This is a genomic window from Neorhizobium phenanthreniclasticum (assembly GCF_040066075.1).
In the GTDB taxonomy this organism is placed as follows: Bacteria; Pseudomonadota; Alphaproteobacteria; order Rhizobiales; family Rhizobiaceae; genus Neorhizobium; species Neorhizobium petrolearium.
The window spans coordinates 1-16,017 of the sequence record NZ_JBEAAL010000014.1; the positions used below are offsets into that span (position 1 = coordinate 1).

Annotated in this window: 16 protein-coding genes and 1 pseudogene; 7 read left to right on the top strand and 10 right to left on the bottom strand. The window is 62.1% G+C overall.

The genetic code is table 11. The features are described 5' to 3' along the window. The 3 genes from ABK249_RS17775 to ABK249_RS17785 all read left to right on the top strand — a co-directional run. A partial coding sequence (locus ABK249_RS17775; protein WP_348863532.1) for a xanthine dehydrogenase family protein molybdopterin-binding subunit occupies nucleotides 1-1,118 on the top strand: 1,118 nt, incomplete at its 5' end. A gap of 128 nt (nucleotides 1,119-1,246) precedes the next feature. Then, nucleotides 1,247-1,930: a GntR family transcriptional regulator gene (locus ABK249_RS17780; RefSeq protein ID WP_037145308.1), complete on the top strand. Its 684-nt coding sequence runs from the start codon at nucleotides 1,247-1,249 to the stop codon at nucleotides 1,928-1,930. 21 nt (nucleotides 1,931-1,951) lie between these two features. Then, nucleotides 1,952-2,536: a UbiX family flavin prenyltransferase gene (locus tag ABK249_RS17785; RefSeq protein WP_037145307.1), complete on the top strand. Its 585-nt coding sequence runs from the start codon at nucleotides 1,952-1,954 to the stop codon at nucleotides 2,534-2,536. A 34-nt stretch (nucleotides 2,537-2,570) separates the two neighbouring features. Here the strand turns inward: ABK249_RS17785 and ABK249_RS17790 are convergent, their stop codons facing one another. After that, nucleotides 2,571-3,068, bottom strand: coding sequence for a TIGR02444 family protein (locus ABK249_RS17790; protein ID WP_037145306.1), 498 nt, complete (start codon nucleotides 3,066-3,068; stop codon nucleotides 2,571-2,573). A gap of 238 nt (nucleotides 3,069-3,306) precedes the next feature. Between ABK249_RS17790 and ABK249_RS17795 the strand changes: the two genes are divergently transcribed. Then, on the top strand, nucleotides 3,307-4,350 hold the full coding sequence (locus tag ABK249_RS17795; protein WP_037145305.1) for a Bug family tripartite tricarboxylate transporter substrate binding protein: 1,044 nt from the start codon (nucleotides 3,307-3,309) through the stop codon (nucleotides 4,348-4,350). An 84-nt stretch (nucleotides 4,351-4,434) separates the two neighbouring features. Beyond that, nucleotides 4,435-6,204, top strand: coding sequence for a thiamine pyrophosphate-binding protein (locus ABK249_RS17800; protein WP_348863533.1), 1,770 nt, complete (start codon nucleotides 4,435-4,437; stop codon nucleotides 6,202-6,204). Between the two features lie 158 nt (nucleotides 6,205-6,362). Here the strand turns inward: ABK249_RS17800 and ABK249_RS17805 are convergent. The 4 genes and pseudogenes from ABK249_RS17805 to ABK249_RS17820 form a co-directional block, all read right to left on the bottom strand. Continuing rightward, nucleotides 6,363-6,569 (bottom strand): annotated as a pseudogene (locus ABK249_RS17805) (hypothetical protein); the annotation flags it as partial. A 39-nt stretch (nucleotides 6,570-6,608) separates the two neighbouring features. Then, a complete protein-coding gene (locus ABK249_RS17810; RefSeq protein WP_037145303.1) occupies nucleotides 6,609-7,019 on the bottom strand; it encodes an SRPBCC family protein in 411 nt (136 codons plus the stop codon). Then, nucleotides 7,016-7,339: an ArsR/SmtB family transcription factor gene (locus ABK249_RS17815; RefSeq protein ID WP_037145302.1), complete on the bottom strand. Its 324-nt coding sequence runs from the start codon at nucleotides 7,337-7,339 to the stop codon at nucleotides 7,016-7,018. Before ABK249_RS17815 ends, ABK249_RS17810 begins: the two co-directional genes overlap by 4 nt. 139 nt (nucleotides 7,340-7,478) lie before the next feature. After that, nucleotides 7,479-9,554: a tripartite tricarboxylate transporter permease gene (locus tag ABK249_RS17820; protein WP_227705712.1), complete on the bottom strand. Its 2,076-nt coding sequence runs from the start codon at nucleotides 9,552-9,554 to the stop codon at nucleotides 7,479-7,481. A gap of 264 nt (nucleotides 9,555-9,818) precedes the next feature. On the opposite strand from ABK249_RS17820, the gene ABK249_RS17825 reads away from it, so the two are divergent. Together ABK249_RS17825 and ABK249_RS17830 are read left to right on the top strand one after the other, a co-directional pair. Further along, nucleotides 9,819-10,763, top strand: a complete 945-nt coding sequence (locus ABK249_RS17825) for a LysR family transcriptional regulator (protein ID WP_348863534.1) — start codon at nucleotides 9,819-9,821, stop codon at nucleotides 10,761-10,763. A gap of 118 nt (nucleotides 10,764-10,881) precedes the next feature. After that, a complete protein-coding gene (locus ABK249_RS17830) occupies nucleotides 10,882-11,700 on the top strand; it encodes an alpha/beta fold hydrolase (protein ID WP_227705710.1) in 819 nt (272 codons plus the stop codon). Nucleotides 11,701-11,740: 40 nt separating this feature from the next. On the opposite strand, the gene ABK249_RS17835 is transcribed toward ABK249_RS17830, so the two are convergent. The 5 genes from ABK249_RS17835 to ABK249_RS17855 form a co-directional block, all read right to left on the bottom strand. After that, the gene (locus ABK249_RS17835; RefSeq protein WP_227705709.1) at nucleotides 11,741-12,373 is read right to left on the bottom strand and encodes a LysE family translocator; all 633 of its coding nucleotides are present in this window, start codon (nucleotides 12,371-12,373) and stop codon (nucleotides 11,741-11,743) included. Nucleotides 12,374-12,491: 118 nt separating this feature from the next. After that, the gene (locus tag ABK249_RS17840; protein WP_037145291.1) at nucleotides 12,492-13,208 is read right to left on the bottom strand and encodes an ABC transporter ATP-binding protein; all 717 of its coding nucleotides are present in this window, start codon (nucleotides 13,206-13,208) and stop codon (nucleotides 12,492-12,494) included. After that, the gene (locus ABK249_RS17845) at nucleotides 13,189-13,953 is read right to left on the bottom strand and encodes an ABC transporter ATP-binding protein (protein WP_348863535.1); all 765 of its coding nucleotides are present in this window, start codon (nucleotides 13,951-13,953) and stop codon (nucleotides 13,189-13,191) included. The genes ABK249_RS17840 and ABK249_RS17845 overlap by 20 nt, the downstream gene beginning before the upstream one ends. Beyond that, nucleotides 13,950-14,960 carry a branched-chain amino acid ABC transporter permease gene (locus ABK249_RS17850; RefSeq protein ID WP_348863536.1) on the bottom strand — a complete coding sequence of 337 codons (1,011 nt, stop codon included), beginning with the start codon at nucleotides 14,958-14,960 and terminating at the stop codon, nucleotides 13,950-13,952. The genes ABK249_RS17845 and ABK249_RS17850 overlap by 4 nt, the downstream gene beginning before the upstream one ends. Then, nucleotides 14,957-15,820, bottom strand: coding sequence for a branched-chain amino acid ABC transporter permease (locus tag ABK249_RS17855; protein WP_037145287.1), 864 nt, complete (start codon nucleotides 15,818-15,820; stop codon nucleotides 14,957-14,959). The genes ABK249_RS17850 and ABK249_RS17855 overlap by 4 nt, the downstream gene beginning before the upstream one ends. Nucleotides 15,821-16,017: the final 197 nt, after the last annotated feature.

Consider the following 16,017-nt stretch of genomic DNA (forward strand, 5'->3'; position numbering starts at 1 on the left):
AACTGCGCCGCCGCAACCTCGTGCCGAAGGAAGCCATGCCATATTCGAGCGGCTTCATCTTCACTTATGATTCGGGCGACTTCCCCGGCGTGCTCGACAAGGCGCTCGAAATGGCCGACTGGAACGGCTTCGAAGCGCGGCGGGTGGAGGCCAAGGCGCGCGGAAAATTGCGCGGCATCGGCATTGCCAATCCGATCGAGATCGCCGGTGGCCCGGCCGCCAAGCCCAATCCGGAATTCGCCCGCGTGGAGATCGCGCCGAGCGGCAAGGTGCGCATCCATGTCGGCTCGATGGACAGCGGCCAGGGCCATGGCACGGTCTTTCGCCAGATCATCGCCGACCGGCTGGGACTTGATACGCAAGATATGGAAATCGTCGCCGGCGACACCCATGAGGTGCCGCAGGGTACCGGCACGTTCGGCTCGCGTACGCTGGCCGCGGCCGGCGGCGCTATCTGGACCGCTGCCGACACGATCATCGAAAAGCTGAAGGATCGGGCGGCCGAGCAACTGGAGGCGGACAAGGCCGATATCCTCTTCGAAAGCGGGCAATACCGTATCGCCGGCACCGACCGAGCGATTTCCTTCGCCGGGGTGATAGCCAGCGAATCAGCGCTTCTTTCGGCGGAAAACTTCGTCAGCAACGCAGGCGCCACCTTCCCGAACGGCTGCCATATCTGCGAAGTCGAGATCGATCCGGAAACCGGACAGGTCGAACTCGCCAGCTATTGCGTCGTCGACGATGTCGGGCGCATGGTCAATCCGCTGCTCGTCAAGGGTCAGATCGCCGGCGGCGTCGCGCAGGGGCTCGGCCAGGCGCTGATGGAGAACGCCGTCTACGACCCGAATTCCGGCCAGTTTCTGTCTGCCACCTTCATGGATTATGCCATGCCGCATGCCAGCGACATGGCGGGCGTGGAGATTGCCGGGTTTTCGGTTCCGACCAAACAGAACCCGCTCGGCGTCAAAGGTGCCGGCGAAGCGGGTACGGTCGGCGCTCTCTCGGCAGTGATCAGCGCCGTCGCCGATGCGCTCCATCCGCTGGGTGTCAGGCATATCGATATGCCCGCAACACCCGAGCGGGTCTGGCGCTGCCTGCAAATGCAACATATGGATTAATCAGCGCCATGCCCCGATATATCTTGTTGGAAATATCGACTTGACGGAGAGGTGACGGCGCGCGAGTTTGTTTGTATGACAGACATGTGATCACATTGGTTTGAATACCGCCGCCTTCGAGGAGACATATGGCAAATCCGCTTGCAGAGCCTCTCAACCCGCTCGTTCACGAGCCCGCCCCCCTGCGGAACAAGATCATGAATTCCCTGCGGCGGGCGATCGAAACCGGTGCACTGGAGCCCGGTACCCGTCTCGTGGAGAAGGATCTCTGCGAGAGGCTCAATGTCAGCCGCACTTCGCTCCGTGAGGCGCTGCGCCAACTCCAGGCCGAAGGCATTCTGACCGACCTCAACAACCGGGGCCTCACTGTTGCCGCCGTCACCCGCTCGGATGCGGAAAACATCTACCGCATCCGCGGCGTGCTGGAGCCGCTGATCGTGGAACAGTTCATCGAAAACGCGCCGGATGACGAGGTCCAGGCATTGGAAGCGCATAGCGAGGTACTGAAGAAAGCCTACAGGGGCAGTAACGCTGAGGAGATCGTCGCCGCCAAGCGCGATTTCTACGATCGCATCTGCACCGGTGCCCGCAATCCGATCGCCTTCGATCTGCTGAAGAAGCTGACCCTGATGACCTCGCCGCTGCGCCGCCGCTCGGTGGTGCGCCCGGAGCGCCAGAGCCAGAGCATCAGCGAGATCGACGCCATCGTCGCAGCGATCGTCAAGCGCGACAAGGCCGCCGCCAAGGCTGCTGCCGAAAAGCATGTGGCCAATTCGGCGATCTCCGCTTTCCGGACTGCCGACGGGGCGTGATAACCGTTTAGGATAAATACCATGCGCCGCATCATCGTTGCCATTACCGGAGCCTCCGGGGTCATTTATGGCGTCCGGGCGCTTCAACTGCTGAGACAAGTCGAAGATATCGAAACCCACGCGGTGATCTCGCCGTCCGCCTTCCGTACGGCGACCGACGAGATCGACATGAGTGCAGACGAGATCAAGAGGCTCGCCGACGTACTCTATAACTACAAGGACATCGGCGCGGCGGTCTCCTCCGGCTCGTTCCGCACGGCCGGCATGCTGATCGCGCCCTGCTCGGTGAAGACGCTGAGCGGCATTGCCAATTGCTACAATGACGAACTGATCGTCCGCGCCGCGGACGTCTGTCTCAAGGAACGCCGCCGTGTCGTGCTGCTCTTCCGCGAAACGCCGCTGCATGCCGGTCATATCGCGCTGATGGACCAAGCGACGCGGAACGGCGCGATCGTCATGCCGCCGGTACCGGCCTTCTATTCCAAGCCGGCCTCTATCGATGAGATGGTGACCCAGACCGTTGGTCGTGCGCTCGACCTCTTCGACATCCACCTGCCGATGGTCAAGCGCTGGAAGGATGGCCCCGGCTCACCGGGCCAACATTGATGTCCCGGATGGCCATCAGGTTACGGATGCCGGCTTAGAGGCCCGCCAGCGCCTTTTCGACAATTCCAAGCGCCTCGGTCGCCTTCGCGTCCGGTTCCGACCCTCGGAAATGCCACAGCACGCGTGCGAGGTTTCCGCTGGCGTCACCCGAGCCTGCAGCAATCAGTGCCTCTCCTTCGGCCTCAAGCACCGCCAGTTCGATCTTTTCCGAACCGAGCTCGACGCCTTTCACCTCGTTGCGCAATGCGTCGGTTTCCTTCGTCGGCGCAGGATGCGGCCCACCCTTCAATCGACGGCGGATGTCACGCAGTGGCCTCACCACCTCGTTCCGCCAATCCGCGACACGTTCGTCGATGCGCTCAAGCTCCGCATCCGTCAACGCAGCGGAATGCTTTGCAAGCCAGGCCGAAAAGAGAAGCATCGGCACATCGACGCCGCTTTCGTCCTGCAAGGTCAGACAGGCATCGCCCACGCCCGGCGAGGCATAGAGGCGTAGAGCGAAATCCCACAGTCCCATTCGATCGTCAGTCATTTCGCTCCTCCCTTTCCGGCCTGTATCCGCTTAACAGCCCGGCCCCGAAAGCGGCAAGGTTTCGATGGAAAATAAGGAACTCCAAGGCGAACCGGCGTGAAGGCATTTGTTAAGAATGCGAAACATCATTCGCTTTCCCTGTTGCGTCGCCCGATTCTTTGTCATACAGTAGTACCATCATAGTATCTGACCATAAACGGGCCGTGCCGGGAGGGCCGGTCCAAGGGAGGGAGTCTCAATGCTCAAATCGATCCGCCTGTTGACCATCGCTGCAGCCACGGCCTGTGCCACCATTTTCGGCGCGGTCTCGGCTCAAGCCGATGCCGTTTCCGACTTCTACAGCGGCAAGACCGTCACGATCCTGATCGGCCATCCGCCCGGCGGTTCCTACGATCTTTACGCCCAATTGCTCGCTCAGCATTTCGGCAAGCACATTCCCGGCAATCCGACCGTGATCGTCCAGGGCATGCCGGGCGGCGGCGGCTCGCTTGCGGCCGCGCACTTCTATACCAAGGCACCGAAGGACGGCACCATGGTTGCGCTCCTGCCGGAATCGCTGGCGCAGGATCAGGTCCTCGATCCGAAGAAGAGCCGCTGGGATGTTTCGAAGATGCGTTTCATCGGTCGCGTTGCCGACGTCACCTCGGTCATGATGGCGCGCAAGGATTCGCCGGTGAAATCGATCGAGGACTCGCTGAAGACCGAAGCCAACGTGAGCTGCTCCGGCCGCACCACATCGAGCGCCCAGACCGGAGCCGTGCTGAAGTCACTGATCGGCTCGAAGTTCAATATGGTCTGCGGTTATGACAGCGCGACCGCCAGCGCGCTCGCCGTATTTCGCGGCGAAGCCGATCTGACGACCACCGTCTGGGCCAACTGGTCGGTCAATTACGCTCAGCAGCTTGCTGCCGGCGATGTCGTTCCGGTCGTGCAGTTCTCGGAAAAACGCCTGACAGACCTTCCGAACACCCCAACGGCCGTCGAGCTCACCAATGATCCGGCCAAGAAGCAGGCGATCGAATTCTTCGGTGCGGGCGGCGATATCGGCCGTGCCCTGATGACCCCGCCCGGTACACCGGAAGATCGCGTCGCGGGGCTCTCCCAGGCCTTCGATGAACTGATGAAGGATCCTGATTTCCTGGCTGACGCAAAGGCTCGCTCGATCCCGATCGCGCCGATGGCCGGCAAGGATGTGGATGCGGTCGTCGAGAAGATCATCACGACCCCGCCGGACGTTGTCGCCACGCTCCAGAAGGCGATCGCGGACGGCTTCAACAACTGATCCCGATATGCCGCGCGGCTCCGGTCGCGCGGTTTTTCTTTGCCTTTAAGCGTTCGTCACTTCCCAATATCAAGGATTACGTCCATGGACCACCAGGGCACGAAGCGTTTCGTCCCGGTTGAAACCGGTGCGCCGAAATATGGCAGCGACCTGATCGCCGCGGCGATCCGGGAGCAGGGTTTTCCCTATATCTGCCTCAACCCGGGTGCGAGCTACCGACATCTGCACGACAGCCTGGTCAATTATCTCGGCAACGAAAATCCGAAGATCATTCTGTGCATGCACGAGGAACATGCGATCGGCATCGCTCAAGGGTGGGCGAAAATCACCGACAAGCCGCTTGCCGCTGCGGTTCATTCGAATGTCGGCCTGATGCATGCCACGATGGGTATTTTCGACGCATGGTGCGACCGCGTGCCGGTCGTCGTCATCGGCGCCACCGGCCCGCTCGACGCCACCAAGCGCCGGCCGTGGATCGAGTGGATCCACTGCACCATCGACCAGGGTGGCCTGGTCCGTGACTTTACCAAATGGGACGACGAACCCGCCTCGCCGGAAGCCGCAGTGGAATCGATCCGCCGCGCCACGATGCTTTCGACCGCCCGCCCCTCCGGCCCGACCTATGTGAACCTTGATGTCACCGTGCAGGAAATGGAGCTTGAAAAGGTCCCTGCGCTGCACGACATCTCCCGCTTCAAGGCGCCTGCCGATCCCGAGCCGCCGCGCCGTGACCTCGAAGAGGCCGTCGAAATCCTGGCGAGAGCCAAGCGCCCCGTCATCCTCTGCGGCCGTACCTCGCGCAGTGAAGAGGGCTGGGCCGAGCGCATCAAGCTCGCCGAACTCATCGGCGCGAAAGTGCTCACCCATGTGAAGCTGGCAGCCAGCTTCCCCACCACGCATCCGCTGTTCATCGGCGAGACCGGCTGGAAGCTGTCGAAGAACCTGCTGAAACACCTGATGGAAGCCGACGCCGTTCTTTCGCTGGACTGGCTCGATCTCGCCGGCACCATCAACCAGGTCTTCCCGGCCGGAAGCCCGAGCGCCCCGGTCATCAGCGTCTCGAACGACTTCAACATCCATCGCGGCTGGAACATGGACTACCAGGGCCTGCCGGCTGTGGACGTCAACATTCCGACCGTGCCGGAAACCGCCGTCTCGCGCCTCCTAGAAACGCTCACTCTGCGCCTGCCGGCCCCGAAGACATACGAGCGGCGCCGCATCGATGCCGAACCGTCGAGGGCCTCCGGCGACATCAGCCTCATGGACCTCGCCAAGGTGTTCAACCGCGTGACGCGCGACATGGACGTCTGCCTCACCTCGCGCCCGCTCGGCTGGCCGGTCAATGCCAACGAGCTCGAACATCCACACGACTATCTCGGCCATAATGGTGGCGGCGGTGTGGGCTCAGGCCCCAGCATCGGCATCGGCGCGGCGCTCGCGCTGCGCGACATGAAGTCCCCGCGCGTGCCGATCGCGATCGTCGGTGACGGCGACTTCACCATGGGCAATACCGCGCTCTGGAGCGCGGCATCGCAGGGCATCCCGCTGCTCTACGTGATCTCCAACAACAACTCCTACTTCAACGACGAGCACCATCAGGCGCAGGTAGCGGTCCAGCGCGGCCGTCCACCGGAAAACGCCTGGGTCGGCCAGCGCCTGCAGGACCCAGTTCCGGACCTGCTGATGCTGGCGAAGGCGCAGGGCATCGATGGCGAGGGGCCGATCACCGATATCGCTGACCTTGCCGGCGCGTTGATCCGCGGCATCGAGAAGGTGAAGGCCGGCAAGCCCTGGGTGATCGACGTCCGCGTGCCGCCGGAATATTGTCGCGACCCGATGGTCGAGCTTGCTTGACCGGATAAAGGAGTTCCGGAAGCACAGGCCCCGCTTATCCGAGCGGGGCTTTTTACATGCGTTTTCCGCCTGAGGAAACATGAACCTTGGGTAAAATTAAGCCTCGCGCCCGGGACCTGAGATCTGCCGTGCCGATCGTTCAGTTCAGTCGTGTCCATCGGTGCGCCGCGCCTGATGGCAGCATAGGGCAGCGCGAATAAGTACAGGCCGGTGAACAATAGCAAAAAGAGCGGCAGCAGCGGGGAATAGACCACCCACAAGGGAGGTTCCCCCAGCCCCATGGCGACGAAGTTTGCGACGACGGTTGCCGTAAAGATGATCGACAGCCAGCGGTGGACCTGCCGAATAGTTCTGTTCCAATCCAATGGGAATCCCCCTCTCTCCACGCTCACTCCAGACAGATTTCAGTCTGTCCGAGCCAAGACCTGTTCCAGATTTGCGAGGAACTTCTGCCATCCGTGTCTGGCGCCCTGATAGGCCTGCTGCTGATCCGGCCGGAAGCCCGATTGCTCCATGCGCAGATGGGTGCCTGTGCGCGTAGGGGTGAGAGTCCAGGTAACGATACTTTCGAGACCATAGGCACCCCATGTGTAAGACAGAGTCTTGTTCGGCTCGACTTCCAGAACCTGGCAGTCGACGGAACCCCAGTCTGCGCTAAGCTTGAAACGATGGTCCATAACAGGCTTGAAGTCGTTCTTCATGAGCCACTCCTCGATCAGGTGTGGTTGCGTAAGTGCGCGCCAGATCTTCTCCGGCGGAAAAGCTACCTCCCGCTCGACAACGACGGAGCGCGTTTCGATCGACGTTTCGTTCATTGGTCCATCCTTTTGAGTAGATCTTCGAGGTCATCGAACCGGCTCTGCCAGAACCCGGCCATCTGGCTCGTCCAGTCGACCAGAGGAGCCAGCGCGCCAAGTTGCGCACTATAGTGCGTCTGGCGACCTTCATGGCGGTCGCGCACCAACCCGGCACGCTTCAGCACAGCAAGATGCTTTGAAACGACCGGTTGCGAGACCCCGGCCCTGGCCGTCAGAGCTCCGACCGTCTTTTCTCCTTCGCGGCACAGTCGTTCAAAGAGAGCCCTCCGGGTCGGATCGGCGAGCGTTCTGAAGAGCACGTCATGAGCGTTCGACATTTGAAATCCATACCTCGCCGGCTATGAATTTACGTATAGCCACAGAGCTATGAATGAGTCAAGCGGCGGCAACGATAGACAAACGAAAAGGCCGAAGCAGCGATGCTCCGGCCTTTCCATTGCGATTGTCGGCCGTGGCTCAGATGATGTCCGAGACCATCGTGCGCAATTGCGGGAAGGCGTCGCCCAGATAGGATTGCGGCCAGGGCATGACGAGCAGCTTGTCGAAAAGGATGAACATGGCAACCCAGATGACGAGCGTAATCACCAGCGTGCGGATCCAGGGCTGTCTGCCCTCGAAGCGCATATAGCCGAACATGAATACGAGCAGTGTCGGCAGAAGACCGATCAGGAGCGTACCCACGAAGACCGAGAGCACCCAGGCGAACATGATGCCCATGCGTGCGTAAAGCTGGCGGTCGGGCATCGCTTCCAGCGGATCGGCCTCGCTCGCCTTGCGCGGCTTGAGGATCGTCTCGCCGGCGCGCTTTCTCATGTAGATACCGATGCCTGAGCAGATCACGACGATGAGGCCGACGGCCGATACCGTCTGTGGCATCAGCCTTGCAGCAAGCGCCCATTCGGTCGAGGTGGCAAGCGCCGTGGCAAACAGGATCGCGGCAAGGACCCACATGCCTGGCAGCATGATGCGGTCGATCGTGGAGACCTGTCCGACCGGAGCTTCTTTCGGGGCGGCGGGCTCACTGACTGCTGCACCGACCGCGGCCAGTGCAGGCTCGCGACGCTTCAGGAAAAACCTTACCGCGCTGTAGGCAAAGTAGAGGACCGGGATCGCCAGGATGAAAAGGACGCCGGGACGTGTCAGCCATTCCGAACCGTAGCGACTGGTCGAAATGAACAGGTATTGTTCCACCAGACCTCCAAGGACGAGGCCAAGCAATACCGGTGCACGCGCCCAGCCGAAGCGCTTCATGGCCCAGCCGATCACCGAGAAGATCAGGAGAACGATGATGTCGCCGATGTCGCGGGTCGCCGAATAGGCTCCGATGAAGACGATGGCGAGCACCGTCGGCACCAGAATGCCTGCCGGCACCAATGCCAGCTTGGCGAGTTGCGACACGAAAGCGAAACAGATGAGCACGCCGATAATGTTGGCGATCATCAGGCTCCAGACGATCGTGTAGGTGATGTCGAGCTGTTCGGTAAGCAGCTTCGGACCCGGCTGGATGCCGTGCATCATGAAGGCGCCAAGCAGGATCGCCATGGTGGCGCTCGCCGGAATGCCGAAGGCAAGCGTCGGGATGAGCGCGCCGCCTTCGCGGGAATTGTTGGCCGCCTCGCAGGCGATGACGCCGCGCACGTCGCCGGTGCCGAAGCTCTCGGTGCCGCCCTTCACCGATTTCGCCGCCGAGCCGTAGGCGATCCAGTCGATCGCCGGGCCGCCGAGGCCGGGGACCGAACCGAGGATCGCGCCGAGCCACGAGCTCTGGAACACGAGGCGGATGTTCTGGATCGCGTCGCGCACGCCGCGGAACTGGTCGCGCACAATGCTTTCGCTGCGATGGAGGGCAACCGACTGGCGCGCCGCGCCGAGCTCGATCAGTTCCGGCACGGCGAAGAGGCCGAGCACCAGTGCTTCGAGCGGAACACCTTCCCAGAGATAGATGGAATCGAAGGTCCAGCGCAGTTCACCCGTCTGCGCCTCGTCGCCGACGGAAGCGATGACGACACCGAAACAGGCGGCCACCAGGCCCTTCATCATGTTGCCCTGGCTGACGGCCGCGACCAGCGTGAGGCCGAGGATGCAGAGCGCCAAAAGCTCCGGCGTGCCGAAGGCCATCATGAAGGGCCTGAGGATCGGGATCGCGATGCCGAGCAGGACGGCTCCGAAAATACCGCCGATCAGCGATGAAGTGTAGGAAGCGCCGAGCGCTCGCCCGGCCTCGCCGCGGCGCGCCATGGGATAGCCGTCCATCACAGTCGCTGCCGATCCTGCAGCTCCTGGCACCCCGATCAGGATCGACGGGATCGTGTCGGCCGTCGGTGTCACAGCCCACATGCCGATCAAGAAGGCAAGCGCCGTATAAGGGTCCATCGTGTAGGTGAACGGCAAAAGCAGGGCCATGCCCGCCAGGCCGCCGATGCCGGGGATGACCCCAATGAAAAGGCCGAGTATACAACCCAGCATGATGATCAGGAAGCGCATCGGGTCAAAGATGACCCCCAACGCCGCCATGGCCTGTTCAAGAAGCATATATATCCTCCACCGCCTCGCTATCCGCGAGGCTCATTGCTCGTGAGACGCTTTCATGCGCCTCCTCCCTCGTTTCGGGAGCTATCACCGGAGGCGGCATCCCCCAGCAAAACGCCGTGGTCGAGGGACCGCCCGAATACGCATACACCGGCGCCCGCGAGGTTTCATCGCAACACTTGTGTAGTATTGTATTTTTGTACGACAATGTTGATCTGACAGCGCCGCCATTGGCAAATTCAAAAAGCAAAGAGTATTATCACTGAAATGAATTTGGCAAACATCGATCTCAAGCTCCTGGTGGTCTTCGACGCGATGATGGCGGAAGGCAGCGTCAACCGCGCCGCCGAAAAGCTCGGCATGTCGCAGCCGGCGCTTTCCAACGCGCTCAATCGCCTGCGCCTGCTGCTGAATGACCGGCTTTTCCTGCGCACGGCGGACGGCATGCGGCCGACACCGCGGGCGTTGGAAATCGCCGGGCCGATTCAGGCGGCGATGCGACAGATCGAGGAGGCGCTCGAACCGACCGTCTTCGAACCCAACGATCCGGACTGGACCTTCAGCCTCGCCGTTTCCGACCATGCCTCGGTGGTGATGCTGCCGCTTCTGATCGAGCATATCGCCCGCGTCGCACCGCGGGTGGCCCTGAAGATCCAATCGCGCCCGAACGAAGAACTGCCGGCACTTCTCGACAACAGCGAGATCGACCTCGCGGTCGGTGTCATCCCCAACCTGCCGCGCCGTTTCAAGCACATAGCTCTCTTCGAAGACAAATATCTCTGCATGATGAGGCAAGGTCATCCGCTTGCGGGCCAGCCGATCACGCTCGATGAATTCCTCGCCGCCGAGCAACTCGCCGTCAAGCCCGGCATGAGCGATGTGAGCCGCGCAGACCGATTCCTAGCAGAAGCGGGCCTCAAGCGGCGCGTCGCCACCACGGTTCACCAGTTCCTGGCCGCACCGGCGATCGTCTCCCGCTCCGATCTCATCGTCATGGTATTTGAGAAGATGGTGCCGATCTTCGATCCGTCGCGCTTCTATTTCTGTCCCGTGCCGGTGCCGAACATGCGGGTCTTCGCCACCGCCGTATGGAGCGATGTCCATACGGATGTTCCCGCCCACAAATGGCTGCGCCGCCAACTTGCGCTGGTCGCCAGGCAGCTTGCCGAGGAGACCGGTGCGGAAGGGCTGGCACTTTCCGCTGCCAGCTAGGCCATACTTTCACAAAGTGCGGCAATCCTCACATCGGCGGTTGTCTCTCCGGTCCGATTTGCTTATATCATTGTCATACAGTATGACGCAAAACGGTCCCTACCGGAAGGATTTCGAGGTGAACGATCCGTTGAACAGCACCGCAACCACCCGCGACGGCACGAAAATCTCCTACCGCCTCGTCAAGGGAAGTGGCCAGGGCCGCATCGCGCTCGTGCATTCGCTTGCCATGGACAAGACCTTCTGGGAGCCGACGGTCGCCGCCCTCGACGGTTTTGCCGATGCCCTCATCTACGACTGCCGCGGCCACGGCGCTTCCGACAAGCCGGCCGGCCCCTATAGTGTCGAGCTTTTCGCCGATGACCTCGCCGATCTTATGGATCATGTCGGCTGGTCCTCGGCCGTCGTCGCCGGCGCCTCCATGGGCGGATGCGTGGCGCTCGCCTTTGCTGCCGGTTATCCGCAGCGCGTCGAAGCGCTCGGTCTTTTTGACACCACCGCATGTTATGGAGAGGACGCCCCAAAAGCCTGGGCGGAGCGCGCCGACAAGGCGCTCGCCGAAGGTATGGCCGCGCTTGTCGGCTTTCAGAAGACCCGCTGGTTCAGCGATAGCTTCCGCGAGGCCAATCCGGATATCGTGGAGAAGGCGATTGCCGTCTTCCTGAAGAACGAACTATCGGCCTATGCCGCGACCTGCGCGATGCTCGGCAATGCGGACATCCGCGCCGCCCTGCCGAAATTTTCCTTCCCCTGCCGCGTCGCGGTTGGCACGGAGGATTATGCGACGCCGCCGGAGATGGCCCGCTACATGGCGGACAATATTCCCGGTGCGTCGCTCTTCATCATGGACGGTGTCAGGCATTTCACGCCGCTGGAAGTGCCCACCACGATCGCCGGACATCTGAAGGAATTGGCAAAGGCAGCCAAGACGGCCTGACGTCCCCTTGCGACGACCGGCTAGGGGCGGCAGGCCGAAATCAGCGGCGAGCTTCCGTCGCCATGCGAACGGCAAGAGCGGCAAGGACGGTGCCCATCAGCCAGCGCTGGACGACGATCCATGTGGGCCGGCGGGCAAGAAAGAGCGCGATAGCACCCGCCATCAGTGCGATCATCGCATTGATGGAGATGCTGATGGCGATCTGCGTGAAGCCGAGCACGATGGATTGGGAAAGCACGCTGCCATGTTCCGGATTGATAAACTGCGGCAGCAGTGAGAGATAGAGCACTGCCGCCTTGGGATTCAGAAGGTTGGTCATCAGCCCCATGACGAACAACCTTTTCGGACTGTCCTTCGGCAGTTGCATGACTTGGAAAGGCGAGCGCCCGCCCGGCTTCACCGCCTGCCAGGCGAGATAGAGCAGGTAGAGAGCGCCCGCGAAACGCAGCGCGTCATAGGCATAAGGCACGGCCATGACCAGCGCGGTAATGCCGAAAGCGGCACAGAGCATGTAGAAGACGAAGCCGAGCGCCACGCCGCCGAGCGAGATCAATCCCGCCATCGGCCCCTGGGAGATCGATCGCGAGATCAGGTAGACCATGTTCGGCCCGGGCGTCAGTACCATGCCAAGAGCGATGAGAGCAAAGGCGGCGAGACTGGAAAGGTCGGGCATAGGGGTGATTCCGGAGAAAGGTGGGCCTTCTTCATCGACGAAACCAACCGGGATTTCAAGGACGCAGGACCGATCTTATCTGTTGTCGGTCTTTTGACATCCGAGGATCTCGCACTCTTCAATGCAAACCGCCGACCCCGAGCAGCCGCTCGACAACATCATGATCGGCGGCGAGCACTTGCGGGCTGCCTTGCCAGGCGATGCGGCCGCGCTCGAGGATGATGACATTGTCGGCGAAATCCAGCGCGCTCTGGATGCGCTGCTCGACGAGCAGGATGGTCATTTCTCCGGATTGAGCGAGTTTGGAGAAGGCCGCCATCAGCTCTTCGCAGATAACCGGCGCCAGACCTTCCAGCGGTTCATCAAGCAGGAGTACGGTCGGCTGGCCCAGGATGCTGCGGGCGGTCGAAAGCATCTGCTGTTCGCCCCCCGAAAGCTGACTGCCAAGATTCCTCCGCCGCTCCTTCAGGCGCGGGAACATCTCATAGGCCTCCGAGATCGCATCCTTCGGGCGACCCTTCAACCCGACGAAGAGATTTTCCTCGACTGTCAGGGTCGGGAAGACGTCCCGGGTCTGTGGAACATAACCCAGGCCGGCCAGCGCGCGGGCAGCGCTCGGCTCATCCGCGATGTCGACGCCGGCGAGGCGGATTTGGCCACCATAGCGCCGCGTCTGGCCGGCCAATGTGGCCAGCAGGCTCGTCTTGCCCATTCCGTTGCGGCCGAGAAGAGCAAGCCTCGATCCGGCGGGCACGGAGAAGGAAACGTCCTCGATCACCCGCGTCGGGCCATAACCCGCGGAAAGATTTTTGACCTCAAGCAGTGCCGCCGGCATTCGCATAATTCCCCAGATAGGCTTCCCGCACGCGCTGGTCCTGCGTCACATCCTTCGGCGAGCCATCGAAGATCACCGTGCCGGCCGCGAGCACGACCACCCGCCGGGCAAAACGGAAGACGAGATCCATGTCATGGTCGATCATGAGCACGGCAAGATCCGGCGGCAGGCTGTTCAACGCTTGCTCGATGCGCGTGGTTTCCGATTGCGGCACGCCGGCAGCCGGCTCGTCCAGCAGTAACATCCTGGGCCTCAGCGCCATCGCCAACGCGATCTCCAGGAGCCGCTGCTGGCCGTAGGCGATCTCCCGCACCTTCAGATGCGAAAGCTCGATCAACCCGAGCCGGTCCAGGATTTTCCTGACTTCGTCCATCACCTCGGGCTTGCCGGAATAGTGGCCGAACATTTTTCCTGCCTGCCTCTCCCGTTGCAGGATTGCCAGCGCCACGTGCTCTTCCGGCGTCATGTCCTGAAAGAGCCGCGTCACCTGGAAAGAGCGGATCAGGCCGCGCCGCACGCGCTTGGCGGCCTTGAGCCGGGTCACATCCTCACCACCGAGGAAGACATGGCCTGAATCGGGCCTGAGATTGCCGGTCACGAGGTTGACGAAGGTCGTCTTCCCCGCCCCGTTCGGGCCGATCAGGGCCACGCGATCGCCTGGCGCCATGGCAAGCGACACGTCATTGGTGACAACCAGCCCGCCGAAATTCTTTCTGAGATTCCGGACCTCGAAGAGAACGCTCATCCCCGCCTCCTCCTTAATCGGTTGACGAAACCGGCGGTGGAGCCATAAAGCCCCTTCGGCGCGAAGAGCACGACGGCGACAAGCAATGCGCCGATGATGGTGAGCCAGTGGAACGGATTGATGGCCGACAGCGTGTCCTCGAACCACATGAAGACCATCGTGCCGATCATCGCCCCATAAAGCGAGCCCGTGCCGCCGAGCACCAGCATCACCAATGCCTCGGCCGACAGCGTGAAGGAGAGGCTGTCGAGCCCGACGACCTGCGTGGAGATGGCCGATAATGCACCGCCGATGCCGGCCACGGCCCCGGAGATCACATACATGCGCAGCAGCACCGAGTTCACCGAAGCGCCCATCGCGGTGATGCGGATACGATCCTCCCTCACCCCGCGCGCCAGCATGCCGAAGGGCGAGCGAACCAGGATCCTGAGTGCCACGAAGACGATGATCAACAGGACGAGACCGTAGATGTAGGCCGTCTGCCCCCAGAGATCGAACTCGAACAGACCGAAGATCGCTTCCGGCATGATGCCGGAAAGTCCGTCGCTGCCGCCGGTCCAGGCCGACGCCTTGTTTGCGGCCTCGTGGAAGAGATGGATGACGGCGATCGACAGAACGAGTTGTGCCAGGCCGTGGGCCCGCAGGATGACGACGCCCGAAACGAGGCCGGCGGCAGAGCCCGCCAGTGCTCCGACCAGCGTCATGGTCAATGGTTCGCTAATGCCGAAATGCGCCGCTGCAATGCCGGCTCCGTAAGCCCCTGCCCCGAAAAGCGCCGCGTGCCCAAGCGTCGCCACACCGCAATATCCGGTCACCAGATCGAGCGACAGGACCAGCAGCGCAATCGCCGTCATCCGCGTCAGCAGCGCCAGATTGTTCGGAAAGAGATAGTAGCCGATCATCCCGATCACGATGATCAAGAGTGTGCCGATCAACCCGCCATCGGCAAGCCGCCGGGCGATTGAGGGGGTGGCAGCAGAGCTGTGATCCGTGGAAGCCGCTGTCATTTCGACCGCCCCAGAAGCCCGCGCGGAAAGAGGGTCACGATCACGATGACTGCGAGATAGAAGAAGAATTCTCCGTATTCCGGCGCGAGATAGCGGCCGGTCGTATCGATCGTGCCGAGCAACAGGCAGGCGAGAAGCGCGCCGGGAATGGAGCCCGCGCCGCCGACCGAGACCACAACGAGGAAGGTCACCATGTAGCGCAGCGCGTAATAAGGCTCGACGGGAAGAAGTTCGGCCCCAAGCACGCCGCCGAGCGCGGCAAGCCCGATTGCCACAGCAAAGCTCACCGCGTAGACGATCTCGGTGCGCACCCCGAGAGCCGCGGCCATAGCGGCATTGTCCACCGCCGCACGCAACCGGATGCCGAAGGCGGTCCGCTCGATCAGGAACCACAGAGCCGTCGCGACAATCAGCCCGCAGACGATCGCGAAGAGCCGGTGCGCGGCGATCGAGCGGAAGCCGAGATCGACGGAACCCTGCAGCGCCGGCGGCAACGGGATGGTCTTCAGCGTCGGCCCGAAGATGAAGTTGGTAATCCCGATGACGCAGAAGGTGATGCCGATCGTCATCAACACCTGGGTCAGTTCCGTCGCGCCATAAAGGCGGCGGTAGAGGAGGCGCTCGATCGGGATGGCGATGATGACCGTCCCGACGACGGCAATCAGGATACCGGCCGCATAACCGAGCCCCAGGTCACGCGCGGCATAGGAGGCAAGGTAACCGCCGATCATCGCGAACGCCCCATGCGCGAGGTTCACTACGCGCATCAGTCCCATCGTCACGGAAAGCCCGATCGAGATCACGAACAGCACCATGCCGTAGGCCAGCGCATCGACGGCTATGCTGAACACGGTCTGCATGGGTGGTTGTGTCCTTATTCGGCCGAAATTTCTCTGACGGCTAAACGCCCCTCACCCTAACCCTCTCCCCGTTCACGGGGAGAGGGGACGTGCCCCCGAGCAGCGCCTTCGATCGGGAAAGCGGTGCGTCACAAGTCCTTCTCCCCGCGTGCGGGGAGAAGGTGGCGGCAGCCGGATGTGGGGCAATGAGCTGGAAA